Source organism: Pseudomonas sp. Z18(2022), from assembly GCF_036346535.1.
Classification (GTDB): Bacteria; Pseudomonadota; Gammaproteobacteria; order Pseudomonadales; family Pseudomonadaceae; genus Aquipseudomonas; species Aquipseudomonas yamanorum_A.
In genome coordinates, this window is sequence record NZ_JAOTOA010000001.1 from 853,522 (window position 1) to 870,423 (window position 16,902).

Annotated in this window: 19 protein-coding genes; 17 read left to right on the forward strand and 2 right to left on the reverse strand. The window is 61.6% G+C overall.

Features of this window, described 5'->3' with window-relative positions; translation table 11 throughout:
* The first annotated feature begins 10 nt into the window (after positions 1 to 10).
* From ccoO (V3W39_RS03920) to hemN, 15 genes are all read left to right on the forward strand, one after another.
* The gene (gene ccoO, locus V3W39_RS03920) at positions 11 to 619 is read left to right on the forward strand and encodes a cytochrome-c oxidase, cbb3-type subunit II (protein WP_177045695.1); all 609 of its coding nucleotides are present in this window, start codon (positions 11 to 13) and stop codon (positions 617 to 619) included.
* Positions 620 to 622: 3 nt separating this feature from the next.
* On the forward strand, positions 623 to 829 hold the full coding sequence (locus V3W39_RS03925; protein ID WP_177045697.1) for a cbb3-type cytochrome oxidase subunit 3: 207 nt from the start codon (positions 623 to 625) through the stop codon (positions 827 to 829).
* Positions 826 to 1,773 carry a cytochrome-c oxidase, cbb3-type subunit III gene (gene ccoP, locus V3W39_RS03930; RefSeq protein ID WP_177075732.1) on the forward strand — a complete coding sequence of 316 codons (948 nt, stop codon included), beginning with the start codon at positions 826 to 828 and terminating at the stop codon, positions 1,771 to 1,773. The genes V3W39_RS03925 and ccoP (V3W39_RS03930) overlap by 4 nt, the downstream gene beginning before the upstream one ends.
* Positions 1,774 to 2,246: 473 nt before the next feature.
* Positions 2,247 to 3,689 carry a cytochrome-c oxidase, cbb3-type subunit I gene (gene ccoN, locus V3W39_RS03935; protein WP_177045701.1) on the forward strand — a complete coding sequence of 481 codons (1,443 nt, stop codon included), beginning with the start codon at positions 2,247 to 2,249 and terminating at the stop codon, positions 3,687 to 3,689.
* Entirely contained in the window at positions 3,689 to 4,297 is a 609-nt protein-coding gene (ccoO, locus tag V3W39_RS03940; RefSeq protein WP_003193167.1) for a cytochrome-c oxidase, cbb3-type subunit II, read from the forward strand. Before ccoN ends, ccoO (V3W39_RS03940) begins: the two co-directional genes overlap by 1 nt.
* A 5-nt stretch (positions 4,298 to 4,302) precedes the next feature.
* Complete coding sequence (locus tag V3W39_RS03945; RefSeq protein ID WP_008437575.1) at positions 4,303 to 4,488, forward strand: CcoQ/FixQ family Cbb3-type cytochrome c oxidase assembly chaperone; 186 nt, start codon at positions 4,303 to 4,305, stop codon at positions 4,486 to 4,488.
* On the forward strand, positions 4,485 to 5,462 hold the full coding sequence (ccoP, locus tag V3W39_RS03950) for a cytochrome-c oxidase, cbb3-type subunit III (RefSeq protein ID WP_177045703.1): 978 nt from the start codon (positions 4,485 to 4,487) through the stop codon (positions 5,460 to 5,462). Before V3W39_RS03945 ends, ccoP (V3W39_RS03950) begins: the two co-directional genes overlap by 4 nt.
* A gap of 170 nt (positions 5,463 to 5,632) precedes the next feature.
* Positions 5,633 to 5,887 carry a type II toxin-antitoxin system Phd/YefM family antitoxin gene (locus V3W39_RS03955; RefSeq protein ID WP_177045705.1) on the forward strand — a complete coding sequence of 85 codons (255 nt, stop codon included), beginning with the start codon at positions 5,633 to 5,635 and terminating at the stop codon, positions 5,885 to 5,887.
* A complete protein-coding gene (locus V3W39_RS03960; protein WP_177045707.1) occupies positions 5,887 to 6,297 on the forward strand; it encodes a type II toxin-antitoxin system VapC family toxin in 411 nt (136 codons plus the stop codon). Before V3W39_RS03955 ends, V3W39_RS03960 begins: the two co-directional genes overlap by 1 nt.
* A gap of 207 nt (positions 6,298 to 6,504) precedes the next feature.
* Positions 6,505 to 7,908 carry a cytochrome c oxidase accessory protein CcoG gene (ccoG, locus tag V3W39_RS03965; protein WP_177045709.1) on the forward strand — a complete coding sequence of 468 codons (1,404 nt, stop codon included), beginning with the start codon at positions 6,505 to 6,507 and terminating at the stop codon, positions 7,906 to 7,908.
* Between the two features lie 14 nt (positions 7,909 to 7,922).
* The gene (locus V3W39_RS03970; protein ID WP_177045711.1) at positions 7,923 to 8,462 is read left to right on the forward strand and encodes a FixH family protein; all 540 of its coding nucleotides are present in this window, start codon (positions 7,923 to 7,925) and stop codon (positions 8,460 to 8,462) included.
* Between the two features lie 113 nt (positions 8,463 to 8,575).
* A complete protein-coding gene (locus V3W39_RS03975; protein ID WP_330212219.1) occupies positions 8,576 to 11,026 on the forward strand; it encodes a heavy metal translocating P-type ATPase in 2,451 nt (816 codons plus the stop codon).
* 22 nt (positions 11,027 to 11,048) lie between these two features.
* Positions 11,049 to 11,267, forward strand: coding sequence for a cbb3-type cytochrome oxidase assembly protein CcoS (gene ccoS / locus V3W39_RS03980; RefSeq protein WP_003219033.1), 219 nt, complete (start codon positions 11,049 to 11,051; stop codon positions 11,265 to 11,267).
* A complete protein-coding gene (locus tag V3W39_RS03985) occupies positions 11,260 to 11,943 on the forward strand; it encodes a sulfite exporter TauE/SafE family protein (RefSeq protein WP_259196156.1) in 684 nt (227 codons plus the stop codon). The genes ccoS and V3W39_RS03985 overlap by 8 nt, the downstream gene beginning before the upstream one ends.
* A 103-nt stretch (positions 11,944 to 12,046) precedes the next feature.
* A complete protein-coding gene (hemN, locus tag V3W39_RS03990) occupies positions 12,047 to 13,429 on the forward strand; it encodes an oxygen-independent coproporphyrinogen III oxidase (protein WP_330212220.1) in 1,383 nt (460 codons plus the stop codon).
* A 5-nt stretch (positions 13,430 to 13,434) separates the two neighbouring features.
* Here hemN and V3W39_RS03995 read toward each other — a convergent pair whose 3' ends face one another.
* Positions 13,435 to 13,908 carry a hypothetical protein gene (locus V3W39_RS03995; protein WP_330212221.1) on the reverse strand — a complete coding sequence of 158 codons (474 nt, stop codon included), beginning with the start codon at positions 13,906 to 13,908 and terminating at the stop codon, positions 13,435 to 13,437.
* Between the two features lie 153 nt (positions 13,909 to 14,061).
* On the opposite strand from V3W39_RS03995, the gene fnr reads away from it, so the two are divergent.
* Together fnr and V3W39_RS04005 are read left to right on the forward strand one after the other, a co-directional pair.
* Complete coding sequence (gene fnr / locus V3W39_RS04000; protein ID WP_003219044.1) at positions 14,062 to 14,796, forward strand: fumarate/nitrate reduction transcriptional regulator Fnr; 735 nt, start codon at positions 14,062 to 14,064, stop codon at positions 14,794 to 14,796.
* Between the two features lie 80 nt (positions 14,797 to 14,876).
* Positions 14,877 to 15,425, forward strand: coding sequence for an adenine phosphoribosyltransferase (locus V3W39_RS04005; RefSeq protein ID WP_177045721.1), 549 nt, complete (start codon positions 14,877 to 14,879; stop codon positions 15,423 to 15,425).
* Positions 15,426 to 15,575: 150 nt separating this feature from the next.
* Here the strand turns inward: V3W39_RS04005 and V3W39_RS04010 are convergent, their stop codons facing one another.
* Entirely contained in the window at positions 15,576 to 16,724 is a 1,149-nt protein-coding gene (locus tag V3W39_RS04010; RefSeq protein ID WP_330212222.1) for an acyl-CoA dehydrogenase family protein, read from the reverse strand.
* Between the last annotated feature and the right edge of the window lie 178 nt (positions 16,725 to 16,902).

A 16,902-nucleotide genomic window follows, 5' to 3' on the forward strand; every position in this document is an offset into this window, starting at 1 on the left:
GGAGTCGATGATGAAACACGAAACCATTGAAAAGAACGTCGGCCTGCTGATGCTGCTGATGGTGCTCGCCGTGAGTATCGGCGGCCTGACCCAGATCGTGCCGCTGTTCTTCCAGGACGTGACCAACAAGCCGGTGGAAGGCATGAAGCCCTACACCGCGCTGCAACTGGAAGGCCGCGACATCTATATCCGCGAAGGCTGCGTACAGTGCCACTCGCAGATGATCCGTCCGTTCCGCGCCGAGACCGAGCGTTATGGCCACTACTCGGTGGCCGGTGAAAGCGTGTGGGATCACCCGTTCCTGTGGGGCTCCAAGCGCACCGGGCCGGACCTGGCCCGCGTCGGCGCACGCTACTCGGACGACTGGCACCGCGCGCACTTGTACAACCCGCGCAACGTGGTGCCGGAATCGAAGATGCCGGCGTACCCGTGGCTGGTCACCGCCGCGGTCGACAGCAGCCATACCGAGACCAAGCTCAAAGTGATGCGCACCCTCGGCGTGCCGTATACCGACGAGGACATCGCCGGCGCCGTGGCCAGCCTCAAGGGCAAGACCGAGATGGACGCGCTGGTTTCCTACCTGCAAGTGCTCGGCACTGCCATCAAGAGCAAGAGGTGAGCCATGGGATTTGAATTCGATGCGGGAACCATCCGCGGCCTCGGCACGCTGGTCGTGGCCATCGCCTTCATCGGCCTGTCGCTGTGGGTGTTCAACTCCCGGCGCAACGCGGAGTTCGCAGAAGCCTGCCTGCTGCCGTTTGCCGATGAACCCCAACCGCCAACCCCCGACGCTCAAGAAGAGCCTGCAACAAGGAGCAACCGGCCATGACTACCTTCTGGAGTACATGGATCTGCGTACTGACCCTCGGCAGCCTGATCGGCCTGACCTGGCTGTTGATCGGCACCCGCAAGGGCGAGACCAAGGGCAGCGTCGACCAGACCATGGGCCACGCCTTCGACGGGATCGAGGAATACGACAATCCGCTGCCGCAATGGTGGTTCATGCTGTTCGCCGGCACCCTGGTGTTTGCCGTCGGCTACCTGATCCTCTACCCGGGCCTGGGCAACTGGAAAGGCGTACTGCCGGGCTATGAAGACGGCTGGACCTCGGCCAAGGAGTGGGACAAGGAAATGGCCAAGGCCGACACCAGGTTCGGACCGATCTTCGCCAAATTCTCGGCCATGCCCGTGGAAGAAGTGGCCAAGGACCCGCAAGCGCTGAAAATGGGCGGTCGCCTGTTTGCCTCCAACTGCGCGGTGTGCCACGGCTCGGACGCCAAGGGCGCCTACGGCTTCCCGAACCTGGCGGACAACATCTGGCGCTGGGGCGGTTCGGCCGATGCCATCAAGATGACCATCATGAATGGCCGTCATGCCGCGATGCCGGCCTGGGGTGAAATACTCGGTGAAGACGGTGTGAAGAACGTCGCTGCCTATGTGCGCCATGACCTGGCAAAACTGCCATTGCCGGCTGACAGCACGGCCGATGTGGCCGCCGGCCAGGCGGCGTTCAATACCACCTGCGTTGCCTGCCACGGCCCTGAAGGCCACGGTATGGAAGCCATGGGCGCGCCGAACCTGACGCAGCCAGGCGGCTTCATCTACGGCACCAGCCTGGCGCAGTTGCAGCAGACCATCCGCCATGGTCGCCAGGGCCAGATGCCGGCGCAGGAAGTGCTGCAGGGCAATGACAAGGTGCACCTGCTGGCCGCCTACGTTTACAGCCTGTCCCACAACGCCGATGGCGCAACGCCTGACAGCCAACCCAAGTAACCGCGCACTACCCAAAAGCCGCGCCTGATTCAGGTGCGGCTTTTTTGCGACCCATTGTCGCACCCTTCCGATCGCTGACTTTCCCCTCCTGCCATTCGGGTCTACGCTTGTTTGCACAATGGACCGGCATTGGCCGGTCGATGGCCGACTTGCACTCGATGGGTTGAAACATTTCTGCTCGATGACAGGCGCAAAGGCTGGTACTTACCGGCTGTCGTGCCACTGACCGTTCGTCGTCCGGGCCGCTTGTTTACACACACCTAGTTACAAGTACCTTCGACCCCTCTAAAATCCTGTCCAAGTCGTCAGCTTTTAACCCTGAATTTTGTCCTTACGCCAAACATGGAAAGGGCGCAGAATCTGGTTTGGAACGCATTGACGCAGGTCACCTTGCGTTGCAATGGAATCTTGCTTTCTCCATACTTGCGACCGATTTTTACCCTATAAAAAAACCTAAACCGTGGAACCTTAGAATGAGCACAGCAATCAGTCCGACTGCTTATAACTATAAGGTAGTCCGCCAGTTCGCCATCATGACGGTGGTCTGGGGGATCCTTGGCATGGGGCTCGGCGTTTTCATCGCCTCGCAACTGGTTTGGCCAGAGTTGAATTTTGGCCTGCCATGGACGACGTTTGGACGCCTGCGCCCGTTGCACACCAACCTGGTGATTTTCGCCTTCGGTGGATGTGCACTGTTTGCCACTTCTTATTACGTCGTGCAGCGAACCTGCCAAACGCGACTGATTTCCGATGCATTGGCTGCCTTTACCTTCTGGGGCTGGCAAGCGGTCATCGTTGGCGCGATCGTCACCCTGCCGCTGGGCTACACCACTACCAAGGAATACGCCGAGCTGGAATGGCCGATCGCCATTTTGCTGGCGATTGTCTGGGTGACCTACGCGGTGGTGTTCTTCGGCACCATCGTCAAGCGCAAGACCAAGCACATCTACGTCGGCAACTGGTTCTACGGGGCGTTTATCCTGGTGACGGCGATGCTGCACATCGTCAACCACGCGTCCTTGCCGGTGAGCCTCTTCAAGTCCTACTCGGCTTACGCCGGTGCGACGGACGCGATGATCCAGTGGTGGTACGGCCATAACGCCGTAGGCTTCTTCCTCACCACCGGCTTCCTGGGGATGATGTACTACTTCGTGCCGAAACAGGCCGAGCGTCCGATCTACTCCTATCGCCTGTCCATCGTGCACTTCTGGGCGCTGATCACCCTGTACATCTGGGCCGGTCCGCACCACCTGCACTACACCGCATTGCCGGACTGGGCCCAGTCCCTGGGCATGGCGATGTCGATCATCCTGCTGGCGCCGAGCTGGGGCGGCATGATCAACGGCATGATGACCCTGTCGGGCGCCTGGCATAAATTGCGCACCGACCCGATCCTGCGGTTCCTCGTGGTCTCCCTGGCGTTCTACGGCATGTCGACCTTCGAAGGCCCGATGATGGCCATCAAGACGGTCAACTCGCTGTCCCACTACACCGACTGGACCATCGGCCACGTACACGCCGGCGCCCTCGGCTGGGTAGCGATGATCTCCATCGGCGCGCTGTACCACATGATCCCGAAACTGTTCGGCCGGGCGCAGATGCACAGCGTCGCGTTGATCAACACCCACTTCTGGCTGGCCACCATCGGTACCGTGCTCTACATCGCTTCGATGTGGGTCAACGGCATCACCCAGGGCCTGATGTGGCGTGCAATCAACGATGACGGCACCCTCACCTACTCCTTCGTCGAAGCGCTGCAAGCCAGCCATCCGGGTTACATCGTGCGCGCCCTGGGCGGTGCGATCTTTGCCAGCGGCATGCTGTTCATGGCCTACAACGTGTGGCGCACCGTGCGTGCATCCGACCCTGTAGAAGCCGAAGCCGCTACCAAGATCGCCGTTGTGGGAGCTCACTGATGAAGCATGAAGTAGTCGAGAAGAATATCGGCCTGCTGGCCTTCTTCATGGTTATCGCCGTGAGTATCGGCGGCCTGACCCAGATCGTTCCGCTGTTTTTCCAGGACGTGACCAACAAGCCGGTGGAGGGCATGAAGCCGCGCACCGCGCTTGAACTGGAAGGCCGCGACGTCTACATCGCCAACGGTTGTGTCGGCTGCCACTCGCAGATGATCCGTCCGTTCCGCGCCGAAACCGAACGCTACGGCCACTACTCGGTGGCTGGTGAAAGCGTGTGGGACCACCCGTTCCTGTGGGGTTCCAAGCGTACCGGGCCGGACCTGGCCCGTGTCGGCGGTCGTTACTCCGATGACTGGCAGCGCGCGCACTTGTACAACCCGCGCAACGTGGTGCCCGAGTCGAAAATGCCGGCGTACCCGTTCCTGGTCGAAAACAAGCTCGACGGCAAGGACACCGCCAAGAAGATGGAAGTCTTGCGCACCCTCGGCGTGCCCTACACCGACGAAGACATCGCCGGCGCGGCCGCTGCCGTGAAGGGCAAGACCGAAATGGACGCACTGGTGGCCTACTTGCAAGGCCTTGGCACCATCATCAAAAGCAAACGGTGATCTGGATGGATATCGGGATGATTCGAGGCCTGGGCACCGTTGTCGTGATGGTGGCTTTTATCGGCCTGGCCTTGTGGGTGTTCAGCCCCAAGCGCAAGTCGGAGTTTGAAGACGCGACGTTGCTGCCCTTCGCGGATGATCCCGAAGCCATCAAGCACGTCGTGGAAGCGTCTAGGAGTAACAAAGAATGACTACGTTCTGGAGTCTGTACGTCACAGTCCTCAGTCTGGGTACCATTTTCGCCCTGACCTGGCTGCTGCTGTCGACCCGCAAGGGCCAGCGCGCCGAGCAAACCGATGAAACCGTTGGGCACTCGTTCGACGGCATCGAGGAGTACGACAACCCGCTGCCCAAATGGTGGTTCATGCTGTTCGTCGGCACCATCATCTTCGCCCTGGGTTACCTGGCGCTGTACCCTGGCCTGGGCAACTGGAAAGGCCTGCTGCCGGGTTACGCCTACCTCGACAACGACAAGCAAACCCCGTTTGCCAACGGCCAGACCGGCTGGACCGGCGTGCACGAATGGGAAAAGGAAATGGCCAAGTCGGACGCCAAGTTCGGGCCGATCTTCGCCAAATTCGCCGCCATGCCGATTGAAGAAGTGGCCAAGGACCCGCAAGCCTTGAAGATGGGTGGCCGCCTGTTCGCCTCCAACTGCTCGGTGTGCCACGGTTCCGACGCCAAGGGTGCCTACGGTTTCCCTAACCTGACCGACGCCGACTGGCGCTGGGGCGGTGAGCCGGCGACCATCAAGGAAACCATCATGAAAGGCCGCCACGCGGTGATGCCGGCCTGGGCCGAAGTCATTGGCGAGCAAGGCGTGGCCGATGTGGCCGGTTTTGTGGTGACTAACCTCGATGGCCGCAAACTGCCGGAAGGCGCCAAGGCAGACGTGGCCAACGGCGAGAAACTGTTCGCCGCCAACTGCGTGGCGTGCCACGGCCCACAGGGTAAAGGTACGCCAGCGATGGGCGCACCTGACCTGACCCACCCGGGCGCGTTCATCTACGGCTCGAGCTTCGCGCAACTGCAACAGACCATCCGTTATGGCCGTCAGGGCCAGATGCCTGCGCAGGAGCAGTTGCAGGGCAATGACAAGGTGCACTTGCTGGCGGCGTATGTTTACAGCCTGTCCCATGGGGATAAGGCAGCCGAGGCCGAGTAAGGCAAAGCGGCAATAAAAAACGGCCCCGCCAGTGGAAATTGGCGGGGCCGCTTTGTTTGCACATCGAAAAAGTCGTCACCCTCCAGCAACGTATCTACATTTGAGATTGATCAAGAAAAACAGCAGTAGTAACGTATCTACATTCGTACTCCATGAGGAGGCTAGCCCCCATGACCATCACCACCATTTCCAGCCGTGAATTCAATCAAGACACAAGCGGTGCCAAAAAAGCCGCCCGCCAAGGCCCGGTTTTTATCACCGACAGAGGCAGGCCGGCCCATGTACTGCTAAGCATTGAGGACTACCAAAAACTGACGGGGCTCAATGCGGATATTGTTGACCTGTTGGTGATGCCGGAAGCGGCAGATATCGAGTTCGAAACCGAACGTGCCGTGATCATCCATCGACCCGTGGACCTCTCTTGATGTATCTACTCGACACCAATGTCATCTCTGAACTTCGTAAACCCCAGGCTGACGTGAACGTCGTCGCCTGGGCCAAAAGCGTCATCGCACCACGGATGTATATTTCAGCCATCACCTTGAAGGAACTGGAAACAGGAATCCTGCGAATGGAGCGGCGTGACCCCGCTCAGGGGAAGATTTTACGTACCTGGCTCAAGCGCCATGTAATGCCGGCGTTTGATGCCAGAATCCTGCCGATTGATGCGGCAGTGGCACTACGCTGTGCCACCTTGCATGTGCCAGACCAAGCCAACGAAAGTGACGCGCTAATCGCTGCAACCGCCCTGGTTCATGGCCTGACAGTGGTCACCCGCAACATCCGTGACTTTCAATCCAGCGGCGTCACGCTGATCAATCCATGGGACGAATGACCTCTAAGGCCGTAAATACCGTCCATACTTCACAAGTCAATTGATCCAGATCACGTACACCATCAATTGATTTCCCCCAACGCGACCAAAGGTCGCACCCCTTGAGAGGGATCGGGGGCGTATCATTACGCCACTGCAACACCCCCAATTTGACCCCGGTTGGCACGTACTGGCCGAGGCAAATCTCCACCGCCGTGGGATGCAATGATGAGCGACCAGATACCGGTACAGAACGTTACCCCGCCTGCCAAAACCGTCGACCTCTACGCTTCGCGAGAGAAGATCTACACCCGCGCCTTCACCGGCCTGTTCCGCAACTTGCGCATGCTTGGCGGCGCGGCTTTGTTCCTCCTCTACTTCGGCACCGTGTGGCTGAACTGGGGTGGCCACCAGGCCGTCTGGTGGAACCTGCCGGAGCGTAAATTCTTCATTTTTGGCGCGACCTTCTGGCCCCAGGATTTCATCCTGCTGTCGGGCATCCTCATCGTCGCGGCGTTTGGCCTGTTCTTCATCACGGTGTACGCCGGCCGCGTCTGGTGCGGCTACACCTGCCCGCAAAGCGTGTGGACGTGGATCTTCATGTGGTGCGAAAAGGTCACCGAAGGCGACCGCAACCAGCGCATCAAGCTGGACAAGGCGCCGATGAGCGCCAACAAATTCCTGCGCAAGTTCAGCAAGCACAGCCTGTGGCTGATCATCGGGTTTGTCACCGGCATGACCTTCGTCGGCTACTTCTCGCCGATCCGTGAACTGGTGTTCGACTTCTTCACCGGCCAGGCTGATGGCTGGTCGTACTTCTGGGTCGGTTTCTTCACCCTCGCCACCTACGGCAACGCCGGCTGGCTGCGCGAGCAAGTGTGTATCTACATGTGCCCGTATGCGCGCTTCCAGAGCGTGATGTTCGACAAGGACACCCTGATTGTTTCCTACGATCCGCGCCGTGGCGAAACCCGTGGCCCGCGCAAAAAAGGCATCGACTACAAGGCCGAGGGCCTGGGGGATTGCATCGACTGCACGATGTGCGTGCAGGTGTGCCCCACCGGCATCGACATCCGTGACGGCCTGCAAATCGAATGCATCGGCTGCGCGGCCTGCATCGACGCCTGCGACAACATCATGGACAAGATGGAATACCCTCGCGGCCTGATCAGCTACACCACCGAGCACAACCTGTCAGGGCAGAAAACCCATAAGCTGCGCCCGCGCCTGATCGGTTATGCCCTGGTGCTGCTGGCAATGATCAGCTTGTTGGCGGGCGCGTTCTTCATGCGTTCGCTGGTGGGTTTCGACGTCAGCAAGGACCGCGTGCTGTACCGCGAAAACGCCGAAGGCCGGATCGAAAACGTCTACAGCCTGAAGATCATGAACAAGGACCAGCGCGACCACACCTACGTGCTCGACGCCGCCGGCCTGCCAGACCTCAAGCTGCAAGGCCGGCGCGAGATCAAGGTGGCTGCCGGGGAAATCTTCAGCATGCCGGTGGAGCTGTCCAGCGCGCCGGAACAACTGCCTTCGAGCACCAACGAGGTGAAATTCATCCTCAGGGATGCCGATGACGACAGCGTCCACATTGAAGCCAAGAGCCGATTCATCGGCCCACAAGTTCGTTAATAGAGAGCACAACAATGCCCGCAGCTACTGCCGCAAGCCCCTGGTACAAGCACCTCTGGCCCTGGATCATCATCGGGATCCTGGCCTGTTCGGTGACATTGACCTTGTCCATGGTGACCATCGCGGTGAAGAACCCCGATAACCTGGTCAACGACAACTACTACGAGGCGGGCAAAGGCATCAACCGCTCCCTGGACCGCGAACTGCTGGCCCAGACCCTGCAACTGCGCGCCAAGGTGCACCTGGACGAGCTGACCGGCGAAGTCGAGTTGCACCTGACCGGCAACAGCGGGCCCGGCACCCTGGAACTGAACCTGATTTCGCCGACCCAGCCGGAGAAGGATCGCAAGATCATCCTGACCCGCAGCGACAGCGAACCCGGCCGCTACATCGGCCAGGTGACCGACAAGGTCGAAGGCCGCCGCTTCGTCGAATTGCTGGGCGTGGAAGGCGACCGGACCTGGCGCATGTTTGAAGAAGAACAGGTCAGCCATGACAAGGATTTGCTGCTGGGCGACGAGCCGCTGCAGGGTGCTGAAGACCTGAAAAAATAAAAAGCCGCGCTCCGCGCATCGCGGGCAATCCCGCTCCCACATTTGGAATGCATTCCCCTGTGGGAGCGGGCTTGCCCGCGATGAGGCCCTACCCGCCACCATAGATTCAAACCATGACCACGCCCATCCCTTGCTACCACTGTGCCCTGCCCGTGCCGCCCGGCAGCCGGTTCACCGCCGTGATCCTCGGCGAGTCCCGCGAGCTGTGCTGCCCGGGCTGCCAGGCGGTGGCCGAGGCGATTGTCGCCGGTGGCCTGGAAAGCTATTACCAGCACCGCAGTGAAGCCTCGGCCAACCCCGAGGCGCTGCCGGTGCAACTGGTGGACGAACTGGCGCTGTATGACCGCGCCGATGTGCAAAAACCCTTCGTACGCCACGACGGCGAGCTGTCGGAAGCCACGCTGTTGATGGAAGGCATCAGCTGCGCCGCCTGTGGCTGGCTGATCGAAAAACACCTGCGCAACCTGCCCGCCGTGGCCGAGGCGCGCCTGAACCTGTCCAACCACCGCCTGCACGTGCGCTGGGCCGACGGGCAATTGCCACTGAGCCAACTGCTCGGCGAGTTGCGCCACATCGGCTACGCCGCCCACCCGTATCAAGCCGACCGCGCCGCCGAACAGCTGGCCAGCGAAAACCGCCTGGCCTTGCGCCAATTGGGCGTGGCCGGGCTGCTGTGGTTCCAGGCGATGATGGCGACGATGGCCACCTGGCCGGAATTCAATATCGACCTGAGCCCGGAACTGCACGTGATCCTGCGCTGGGTCGCGATGTTTCTTACAACTCCAATCGTGTTCTACAGCTGCGCACCGTTCTTCAAAGGCGCGATGCGTGACCTGCGCACCCGCCACCTGACCATGGATGTTTCGGTGTCGCTGGCCATCGGTGGTGCGTACCTGGCCGGGATCTGGACCGCCATTACCGGCACCGGGGAGCTGTATTTCGATGCGGTGGGCATGTTTGCCCTGTTCCTGCTGGCCGGGCGCTACCTGGAGCGCCGCGCCCGGGAACGTACGGCGGCGGCCACCGCACAGTTGGTCAACCTGCTGCCGGCCTCGTGCCTGCGCATGAGTGCCGACGGGCAAAGTGAACGCATCCTGCTCAGCGAGCTGGCCCTGGGCGACCGGGTATTGGTACATCCCGGAGCAGTGCTGCCGGCAGACGGCATCATCCTCGATGGCCAGTCGAGCATCGACGAATCCCTGCTGACCGGCGAGTACCTGCCGCAGCCACGACAGGTCGGCGATGCCGTCACCGCCGGCACCCTCAACGTTGAAGGCGCACTGACCGTCGAAGTCCGTGCCCTGGGCCACGACACGCGCCTGTCGGCCATCGTGCGCCTGCTGGAGCGCGCACAGGCAGAGAAACCCCGGCTGGCGGAAATCGCCGACCGCGCCGCCCAATGGTTCCTGCTGTGCTCGTTGATCGCCGCGGCAGTGATCGGCTTGCTGTGGTGGGAGCTGGATGCATCGCGAGCCTTCTGGATCGTCCTGGCGATGCTGGTTGCGACCTGCCCTTGCGCCCTGTCTCTGGCCACGCCCACCGCCCTGACGGCGGCCACCGGAACCCTGCACAAACTCGGTCTGCTGCTGACCCGTGGCCACGTGCTGGAAGGCCTGAACCAGATCGACACAGTGATTTTCGACAAGACCGGCACCCTCACCGAAGGCCGCCTGGTTTTGCGTGCGATTCGTCCGCTGGGCGTGCTGGGCAGCGACGAATGCCTGAGCCTTGCCGCCGCGCTGGAACAACGCTCCGAACACCCGATCGCCCGCGCATTTGGCCGTGCACCACTGGCGGCGGACGAGGTGTTCAGCACGCCGGGCCTGGGCCTGGAAGGACGCGTCGGCAACCGCCAGTTGCGCATTGGCCAGCCGGGGTTTGTCTGCGAACTGAGCGGTTGCGCCCTCCCCGCCTCGCCGAAGGACGCCGGCCAATGGCTGCTGCTGGGCGATACCGACGGCGTCCTGGCCTGGTTTGTCCTGGACGACCGCCTGCGCAGCGACGCGCCAGCCTTGCTCGCCGCCTGCAAGGCCCGCGGCTGGCGCACGTTGCTGCTCTCGGGGGACAGCTCGCCGATGGTCGCCAGTGTCGCGGCTGAACTGGGTATCGACGAAGCCCACGGCGGCCTGCGCCCCGACGACAAGCTGCACATGCTGCAACAGTTGCACAAGGAAGGCCGCAAGGTGCTGATGCTCGGCGACGGGGTCAACGACGTGCCGGTACTGGCCGCTGCCGACATCAGCGTGGCGATGGGCTCGGCCACCGACCTGGCCAAGACCAGCGCCGACGCAGTGCTGCTGTCGAACCGTCTGGATGCCCTGGTGCAAGCCTTCACCCTGGCCCGGCGCACCCGCCGGGTAATCATTGAGAACCTGCTGTGGGCCGGGCTGTACAATGGCCTGATGTTGCCGTTTGCCGCCCTCGGCTGGATCACCCCGATCTGGGCCGCGATCGGCATGTCCCTCAGTTCGTTGACCGTGGTGCTCAATGCCCTGCGCCTGACTCGCATGCCGAGCACGCCAGCCGCGAGCCCCGCCCCCGTAACCCGTCCGCTGCCGGCGTGAGCCGCCCGGGCATGGAGTGCAGATGCCAGCTCTTTACGTGATGATCCCGGCGGCGCTGTTGATCGTGGCCATCGCCATTTACATCTTCTTCTGGGCGGTGGACAGCGGCCAGTATGACGACCTCGACGGCCCGGCCCACAGCGTGCTGTTCGACGACCAGGACCCGAATCACCTGGCCGCCGTCGATGAAGCCAACGGCCCTGAGCAACCGCCCAAGCCGAAAGACCCGCCCCATGCTTGAACTCGCGCCCCTGCTGGTCTCGGCGGTGATCCTCGGCCTGCTGGGCGGCGGCCATTGCCTGGGCATGTGCGGCGGCCTGATGGGCGCGCTGACCCTGGCGATTCCCAAGGAGCAACGCAGCCGGCGTTTTCGCCTGCTGCTGGCCTACAACCTGGGACGTATCCTCAGCTACGCCACCGCCGGCCTGCTGATCGGCCTGGCCGGCTGGGCGGTGGCCAACAGCCCGGCGGCGATGTTCATGCGCATCCTCGCCGGGCTGTTGCTGATCTGCATGGGGTTGTACCTGGCCGGCTGGTGGAGCGGCCTGACACGTATCGAACGCCTCGGGCGCGGCCTGTGGCGCCATATCCAGCCGATTGCCAACCGCTTGCTGCCGGTGTCCAGCCTGCCCCGGGCCTTGCTGCTGGGCGCGCTCTGGGGCTGGCTGCCATGCGGGTTGGTCTACAGCACCCTGCTGTGGGCGGCCAGCCAGGGCAATGCGCTGGACAGTGCAGTGTTGATGCTCGCCTTCGGCCTCGGCACGTGGCCGGTACTGCTGGCCACCGGGCTGGCAGCCGAGCGTGTCACTGCACTGTTGCGCAAACGCAGTGTGCGCATGACCGGTGGGCTGCTGGTGATTGTGTTTGGCCTATGGACGTTGCCCGGCCCCCACCAGCACTGGCTAATGGGCCACTAGATCGCCATGTGGCATAGCGCCGCTCCCCGTTGATGCAAATCAAGATGGCCCCTGCACCCAGCCCCTAGACTCGGCCCACTAGCCTATCCGGGGGAACGCCCGCATGCTCGACGCCATTCGTTGGGACACTGATCTGATTCACCGCTACGACCTGGCGGGGCCGCGCTACACCTCGTACCCCACCGCCGTACAATTCGACAGCCAGGTCGGCACCTTCGACCTGCTCCACGCCCTGCGCGACAGTCGCAAGGCCGTCCGGCCATTGTCGCTGTATGTGCATGTGCCGTTCTGCGCGAATATTTGCTACTACTGCGCCTGCAACAAGGTCATCACCAAGGATCGAGGGCGGGCTCACGCCTACCTGCAGCGCCTGGAGCAGGAGATCCAACTGGTGGCCTGCCACCTCGACCCGAAACAGCCGGTGGAGCAGCTGCATTTTGGCGGCGGCACCCCGACTTTTCTCAGCCACGATGAATTGCGCCAGGTCATGGCCCGGCTGCGCCAGCACTTCAACCTGCTGGACGATGATTCCGGCGACTACGGGATTGAAATCGACCCGCGGGAAGCCGACTGGGCGACCATGGGCCTGCTGCGGGAGCTGGGCTTCAACCGCGTCAGCATCGGCGTGCAGGACCTCGACCCCGACGTGCAGCGCGCCGTGAACCGCCTGCAAAGCCTGGAAGAAACCCGGGCGGTGATCGACGCGGCGCGCACCCTGCAATTTCGTTCGATCAATATCGACCTGATCTACGGCCTGCCCAAGCAATCGCCGCTGAACTTCGCCCGCACGGTGGAGGAAGTGATCAAGCTGCAACCGGATCGCCTGTCGGTGTTCAACTACGCACACCTGCCGGAACGGTTCATGCCCCAGCGAAGGATCAATACCGAGGACCTGCCGTCACCGGCCGATAAGCTGTTGATGCTGCAAACCACCATCGAACAATTGACCAACGCCGGCTACCGCTACATCGGCATGGACCACTTCGCCCTGCCGGATGACGAACTGGCCATCGCCCAGGAAGAAGGCACCCTGCAACGCAACTTCCAGGGCTACACCACTCACGGGCATTGCGACTTGATCGGGCTCGGGGTGTCGGCGATCAGCCAGATTGGCGACCTGTACTGCCAGAACAGCAGCGACCTGAATCACTACCAGAACGCCCTGGCCGGCGCGCAATTGGCCACCAGCCGTGGTTTGTTGTGCACTACCGATGACCGGCTGAGACGGGAAGTGATCCAGCAGTTGATCTGCAACTTCAGCCTGACATTCGAGAAGATCGAAAAAGCCTTCAATATCGATTTTCGCGGCTATTTCGACGAACTCTGGCCACAGCTGGAAGCAATGAGCGAGGACGGACTGATCGAAGTCGACCCACAGGGCATCCGCGTATTACCGGCGGGACGCCTGCTCGTGCGCTCGGTGTGCATGGTGTTCGATGCCTATCTGGAGCATCAGAACCGGCAACGATTTTCGCGGGTGATCTGAGGGTGTTACTTCGCCATCAGGCTCATTGCTTCCATCTGGGCCTGAGGCGACTCGTCTTTCAAGACTTTGGCCAATTGAGTCTGGGCCGTCATCAAGCCGGCCTGGATGGTCGCCACGTCGCCCTGCAAGCCTGCCACCTTGGCCTGGCGTGCCTCCGGACTCAGGGAGGTGTTGGCCATGGCCGCGGAGAGCTCGGCCATCTTCTGCGCAAGTTGCTTTTTCAGCTCGCGGATCATTTTCAACAGTTGCTTGGAGGCGTCGCTCAGGCTGCTCTCATCAATATCGCTATTGGAGGATTTCTTCGCAGAGGCCATGCCCATCCCCGCCCCGGAAATAGTGACCTTCACGCCTTCGGTGGCCTTGGTTTCAGAAGCCGGCACCTTGGCGGCGTCGTCTTTTTCCTTGGCTGCATCGGCAGCCTTCCAAACCGACACCGCGGGCACGTTGATAACCGGATTTTGGACAGTGCTGACTGACATGATCTGAGCTCCAGCTCATAGAGAGACACCTGTGTATCGGCGCCGATACATAAAGCTTTATACCGTTGCTGCTTTTTTGTACACGCTGGCCTGATCATCCCCCAGTGCGGTACCCTTACGTCTTATGTGTGTTTTCCCACAAGGATTTAAGAAATGTCCGAGCCAGTTAAACTGCGCGCTCATAGCCAGGCTCATTGCAAGGATTGCAGCCTGGCCCCCCTCTGCCTGCCACTTTCGTTGAATCTGGAAGACATGGAAGCGCTGGACGAGATCGTTAAACGCGGTCGCCCGCTGAAAAAAGGCGAGTTCCTGTTTCGCCAGGGCGACAAGTTTGATTCCGTTTATGCAGTACGCTCGGGCGCGTTGAAAACGTTCAGCCTGAGCGATGGCGGCGAAGAACAGATCACCGGTTTCCACCTGCCCAGCGAGCTCGTCGGGCTGTCGGGCATGGACACCGAGATTCACCCGGTGTCGGCCCAGGCCCTGGAAACCACCTCGGTGTGTGAAATCCCGTTCGAACGTTTGGATGAACTGGCCCTGCAATTGCCACAGTTGCGCCGCCAACTGATGCGCGTGATGAGCCGGGAAATCCGCGACGACCAGCAGATGATGCTGCTGTTGTCGAAGAAAACCGCCGACGAGCGGATCGCGACTTTCCTGGTCAACCTCTCCGCGCGTTTCCGCGCCCGGGGTTTCTCGGCCAACCAGTTCCGCCTGAGCATGTCGCGCAACGAAATCGGCAACTACCTGGGCCTGGCGGTGGAAACCGTGTCCCGCGTCTTCACCCGCTTCCAGCAGAACGAGTTGATTGCGGCTGAAGGCAAGGAAGTGCATATCCTCGACCCGATCCAGCTCTGCGCATTGGCTGGCGGCTCGCTCGACGGCTGATCCAGACGCTTGCGGCCGAGCCAATCGGCTGGGCCGCAGGTATACTTCGAGTCCGTTTTCCGCCCCAGGACTCTTCGACGATGGTCTTCGATTCGTTCGACATCAAATCCCTGATTCGCCCAGTCATCGACTTCCCCAAGCCTGGGGTGATCTTTCGCGACATCACGCCGCTGTTCCAGTCGCCCAAGGCCTTGCGCCTGGTGGCCGATACCTTCGTGCACCGCTACGTCGAAGCCGAGTTCACACACATCGGCGCGATGGATGCCCGGGGCTTTTTGATCGGTTCGATCATTGCCTACCAGTTGAACAAACCGCTGATCCTGTTCCGCAAGCAAGGCAAACTGCCGGCTGACGTGCTGGCCGAGGGTTACCAGACCGAGTACGGCGAAGCGTTCCTGGAAGTGCACGCCGACAGCCTGTGTGAAGGGGATTCGGTGCTGATGTTCGATGACCTGATCGCCACCGGCGGCACGCTGATCGCGGCGGCCAACCTGGCGCGGCGCATGGGCGCACGGATTTTCGAAGCAGCGGCGATCATTGATCTGCCGGAGCTGGGTGGGTCCCGGCGCCTGGAAGACATGGGTATTCCTACGTTCTGCCTGACGCAGTTTGCGCTGACTGATCAGTAAGCCGGGACTCGTGTGGCGAGGGCGCTTGTGTGGCGAGGGAGCTTGCTCCCGCTGGAGTGCGCAGCGCTCCCAAAGATCTTGGGGCCGCTACGCAGCCCAGCGGGAGCAAGCTCCCTCGCCACACAAGCCCCCCCGCCACAAAAGCGCTGTCTACAAACCCATCTGCTTGCTGATGATTTCGTTCATCACCTCCCGAGTCCCGCCACCGATGGACAGGATGCGGTTGTCGCGATACAGCCGCTCCACCAGGTTGCCGCGCATGTAACCCTGGCCGCCGAGGATCTGCACCGCGTCAAAGGTCACGCGGTCCGCGGTGTCGGTGGCGAGGTTCTTGGCCATGGAGATTTCCTTGATCACACTCTTGCCAGCGGCCATCTTGGCGGCCTGGCGGTAGGTGAACTCCCGGGAGACCTCCACCGCCGTGGCCATTTCCGCCAGGCGATGCTTGAGTACCTGGAACTTGCCGATGGGTTTGCCGAAGGCCTCGCGCTGGGCCGCCCATTTCAGGCTTTCCTCCAGGGCCATCTGCGCGGTCATGTTGGCCATCAAGGCCAGGGCCAGCCGTTCGCTCTGGAAGTTGCCCATGATGCAGGCGAAGCCCATGTTCTCGACACCAATCAGGTTTCCTACCGGTACGCGGCAATCGTCGAAGAACAGCTCGGCAGTGTCCGACGCCCACCAGCCCATTTTCTTAAGTGGCATACCGGTGGTGAAGCCCGGAGTGTCCTTTTCGATCAACAACAGGCTGATACCGCCAAAGCCCGGCCCGCCGGTACGCACCGCCACGGTATAGAAGTCGGCACGCTGGCCGCTGGTGATAAAGGTTTTGCTGCCGCTGACCCGGTAATGGTCGCCGTCGCGAACGGCGCGGGTTTGCAGGTTGGCGACATCGGAGCCGCCGCCGGGCTCCGTGACGGCCAGGGCGGCGATCTTCTCGCCGGACAAGACCAGCGGCGCGACCCGATCGCGCACTTCAGGCCGGGCCCATTTGACGATGGGCGGCAAACCGATATCCAGCGAGCCCAACCCCGCCACCACGCCGCCAGAGCCGCAGCGCATCAGCTCTTCGCTGGCGGCGACCTTGGCGAACAGATCACCTTCGTGGCTGCCGCCCAGGGCTTCGGGGTAACCGATGCCCAGGATCCCGGCGGCGCCGGCCTTGAGGTACAACTCCCGGGGGAAGCTCTCGGCTTCTTCCCACAGCTCGATGCCCGGCAACATCTCGCGCTCGACGAAACGTCGCACGCTGTCGCGAACCAATTGGTGACTGGGGTCGAAGTATTCCTGATAGGCAGACATCGGCAAGCTCCACGGGAAGGTGGAGCGAACTTACCAAGCGCTTGCTTGGTTATCAAGATACAAGGCGGAGCCTGACGAAGACTTAGATGAACAGTAGAGATCAAATGTAGGAGCTGGCTTGCCTGCGATAGCATCACCTCGGTTTAACTGAAAGACCGAGTTGTCTGCATCGCAGGCA

Coding starts and splice junctions, on each gene's coding strand:
- ccoO (WP_177045695.1), top strand. CDS start 11: ATGAAACACGAAACCATTGAAAAGAACGTCGGCCTGCTGATGCTGCTG.
- V3W39_RS03925 (WP_177045697.1), top strand. CDS start 623: ATGGGATTTGAATTCGATGCGGGAACCATCCGCGGCCTCGGCACGCTG.
- ccoP (WP_177075732.1), top strand. CDS start 826: ATGACTACCTTCTGGAGTACATGGATCTGCGTACTGACCCTCGGCAGC.
- ccoN (WP_177045701.1), top strand. CDS start 2,247: ATGAGCACAGCAATCAGTCCGACTGCTTATAACTATAAGGTAGTCCGC.
- ccoO (WP_003193167.1), top strand. CDS start 3,689: ATGAAGCATGAAGTAGTCGAGAAGAATATCGGCCTGCTGGCCTTCTTC.
- V3W39_RS03945 (WP_008437575.1), top strand. CDS start 4,303: ATGGATATCGGGATGATTCGAGGCCTGGGCACCGTTGTCGTGATGGTG.
- ccoP (WP_177045703.1), top strand. CDS start 4,485: ATGACTACGTTCTGGAGTCTGTACGTCACAGTCCTCAGTCTGGGTACC.
- V3W39_RS03955 (WP_177045705.1), top strand. CDS start 5,633: ATGACCATCACCACCATTTCCAGCCGTGAATTCAATCAAGACACAAGC.
- V3W39_RS03960 (WP_177045707.1), top strand. CDS start 5,887: ATGTATCTACTCGACACCAATGTCATCTCTGAACTTCGTAAACCCCAG.
- ccoG (WP_177045709.1), top strand. CDS start 6,505: ATGAGCGACCAGATACCGGTACAGAACGTTACCCCGCCTGCCAAAACC.
- V3W39_RS03970 (WP_177045711.1), top strand. CDS start 7,923: ATGCCCGCAGCTACTGCCGCAAGCCCCTGGTACAAGCACCTCTGGCCC.
- V3W39_RS03975 (WP_330212219.1), top strand. CDS start 8,576: ATGACCACGCCCATCCCTTGCTACCACTGTGCCCTGCCCGTGCCGCCC.
- ccoS (WP_003219033.1), top strand. CDS start 11,049: ATGCCAGCTCTTTACGTGATGATCCCGGCGGCGCTGTTGATCGTGGCC.
- V3W39_RS03985 (WP_259196156.1), top strand. CDS start 11,260: ATGCTTGAACTCGCGCCCCTGCTGGTCTCGGCGGTGATCCTCGGCCTG.
- hemN (WP_330212220.1), top strand. CDS start 12,047: ATGCTCGACGCCATTCGTTGGGACACTGATCTGATTCACCGCTACGAC.
- V3W39_RS03995 (WP_330212221.1), bottom strand. CDS start 13,908: ATGTCAGTCAGCACTGTCCAAAATCCGGTTATCAACGTGCCCGCGGTG.
- fnr (WP_003219044.1), top strand. CDS start 14,062: ATGTCCGAGCCAGTTAAACTGCGCGCTCATAGCCAGGCTCATTGCAAG.
- V3W39_RS04005 (WP_177045721.1), top strand. CDS start 14,877: ATGGTCTTCGATTCGTTCGACATCAAATCCCTGATTCGCCCAGTCATC.
- V3W39_RS04010 (WP_330212222.1), bottom strand. CDS start 16,724: ATGTCTGCCTATCAGGAATACTTCGACCCCAGTCACCAATTGGTTCGC.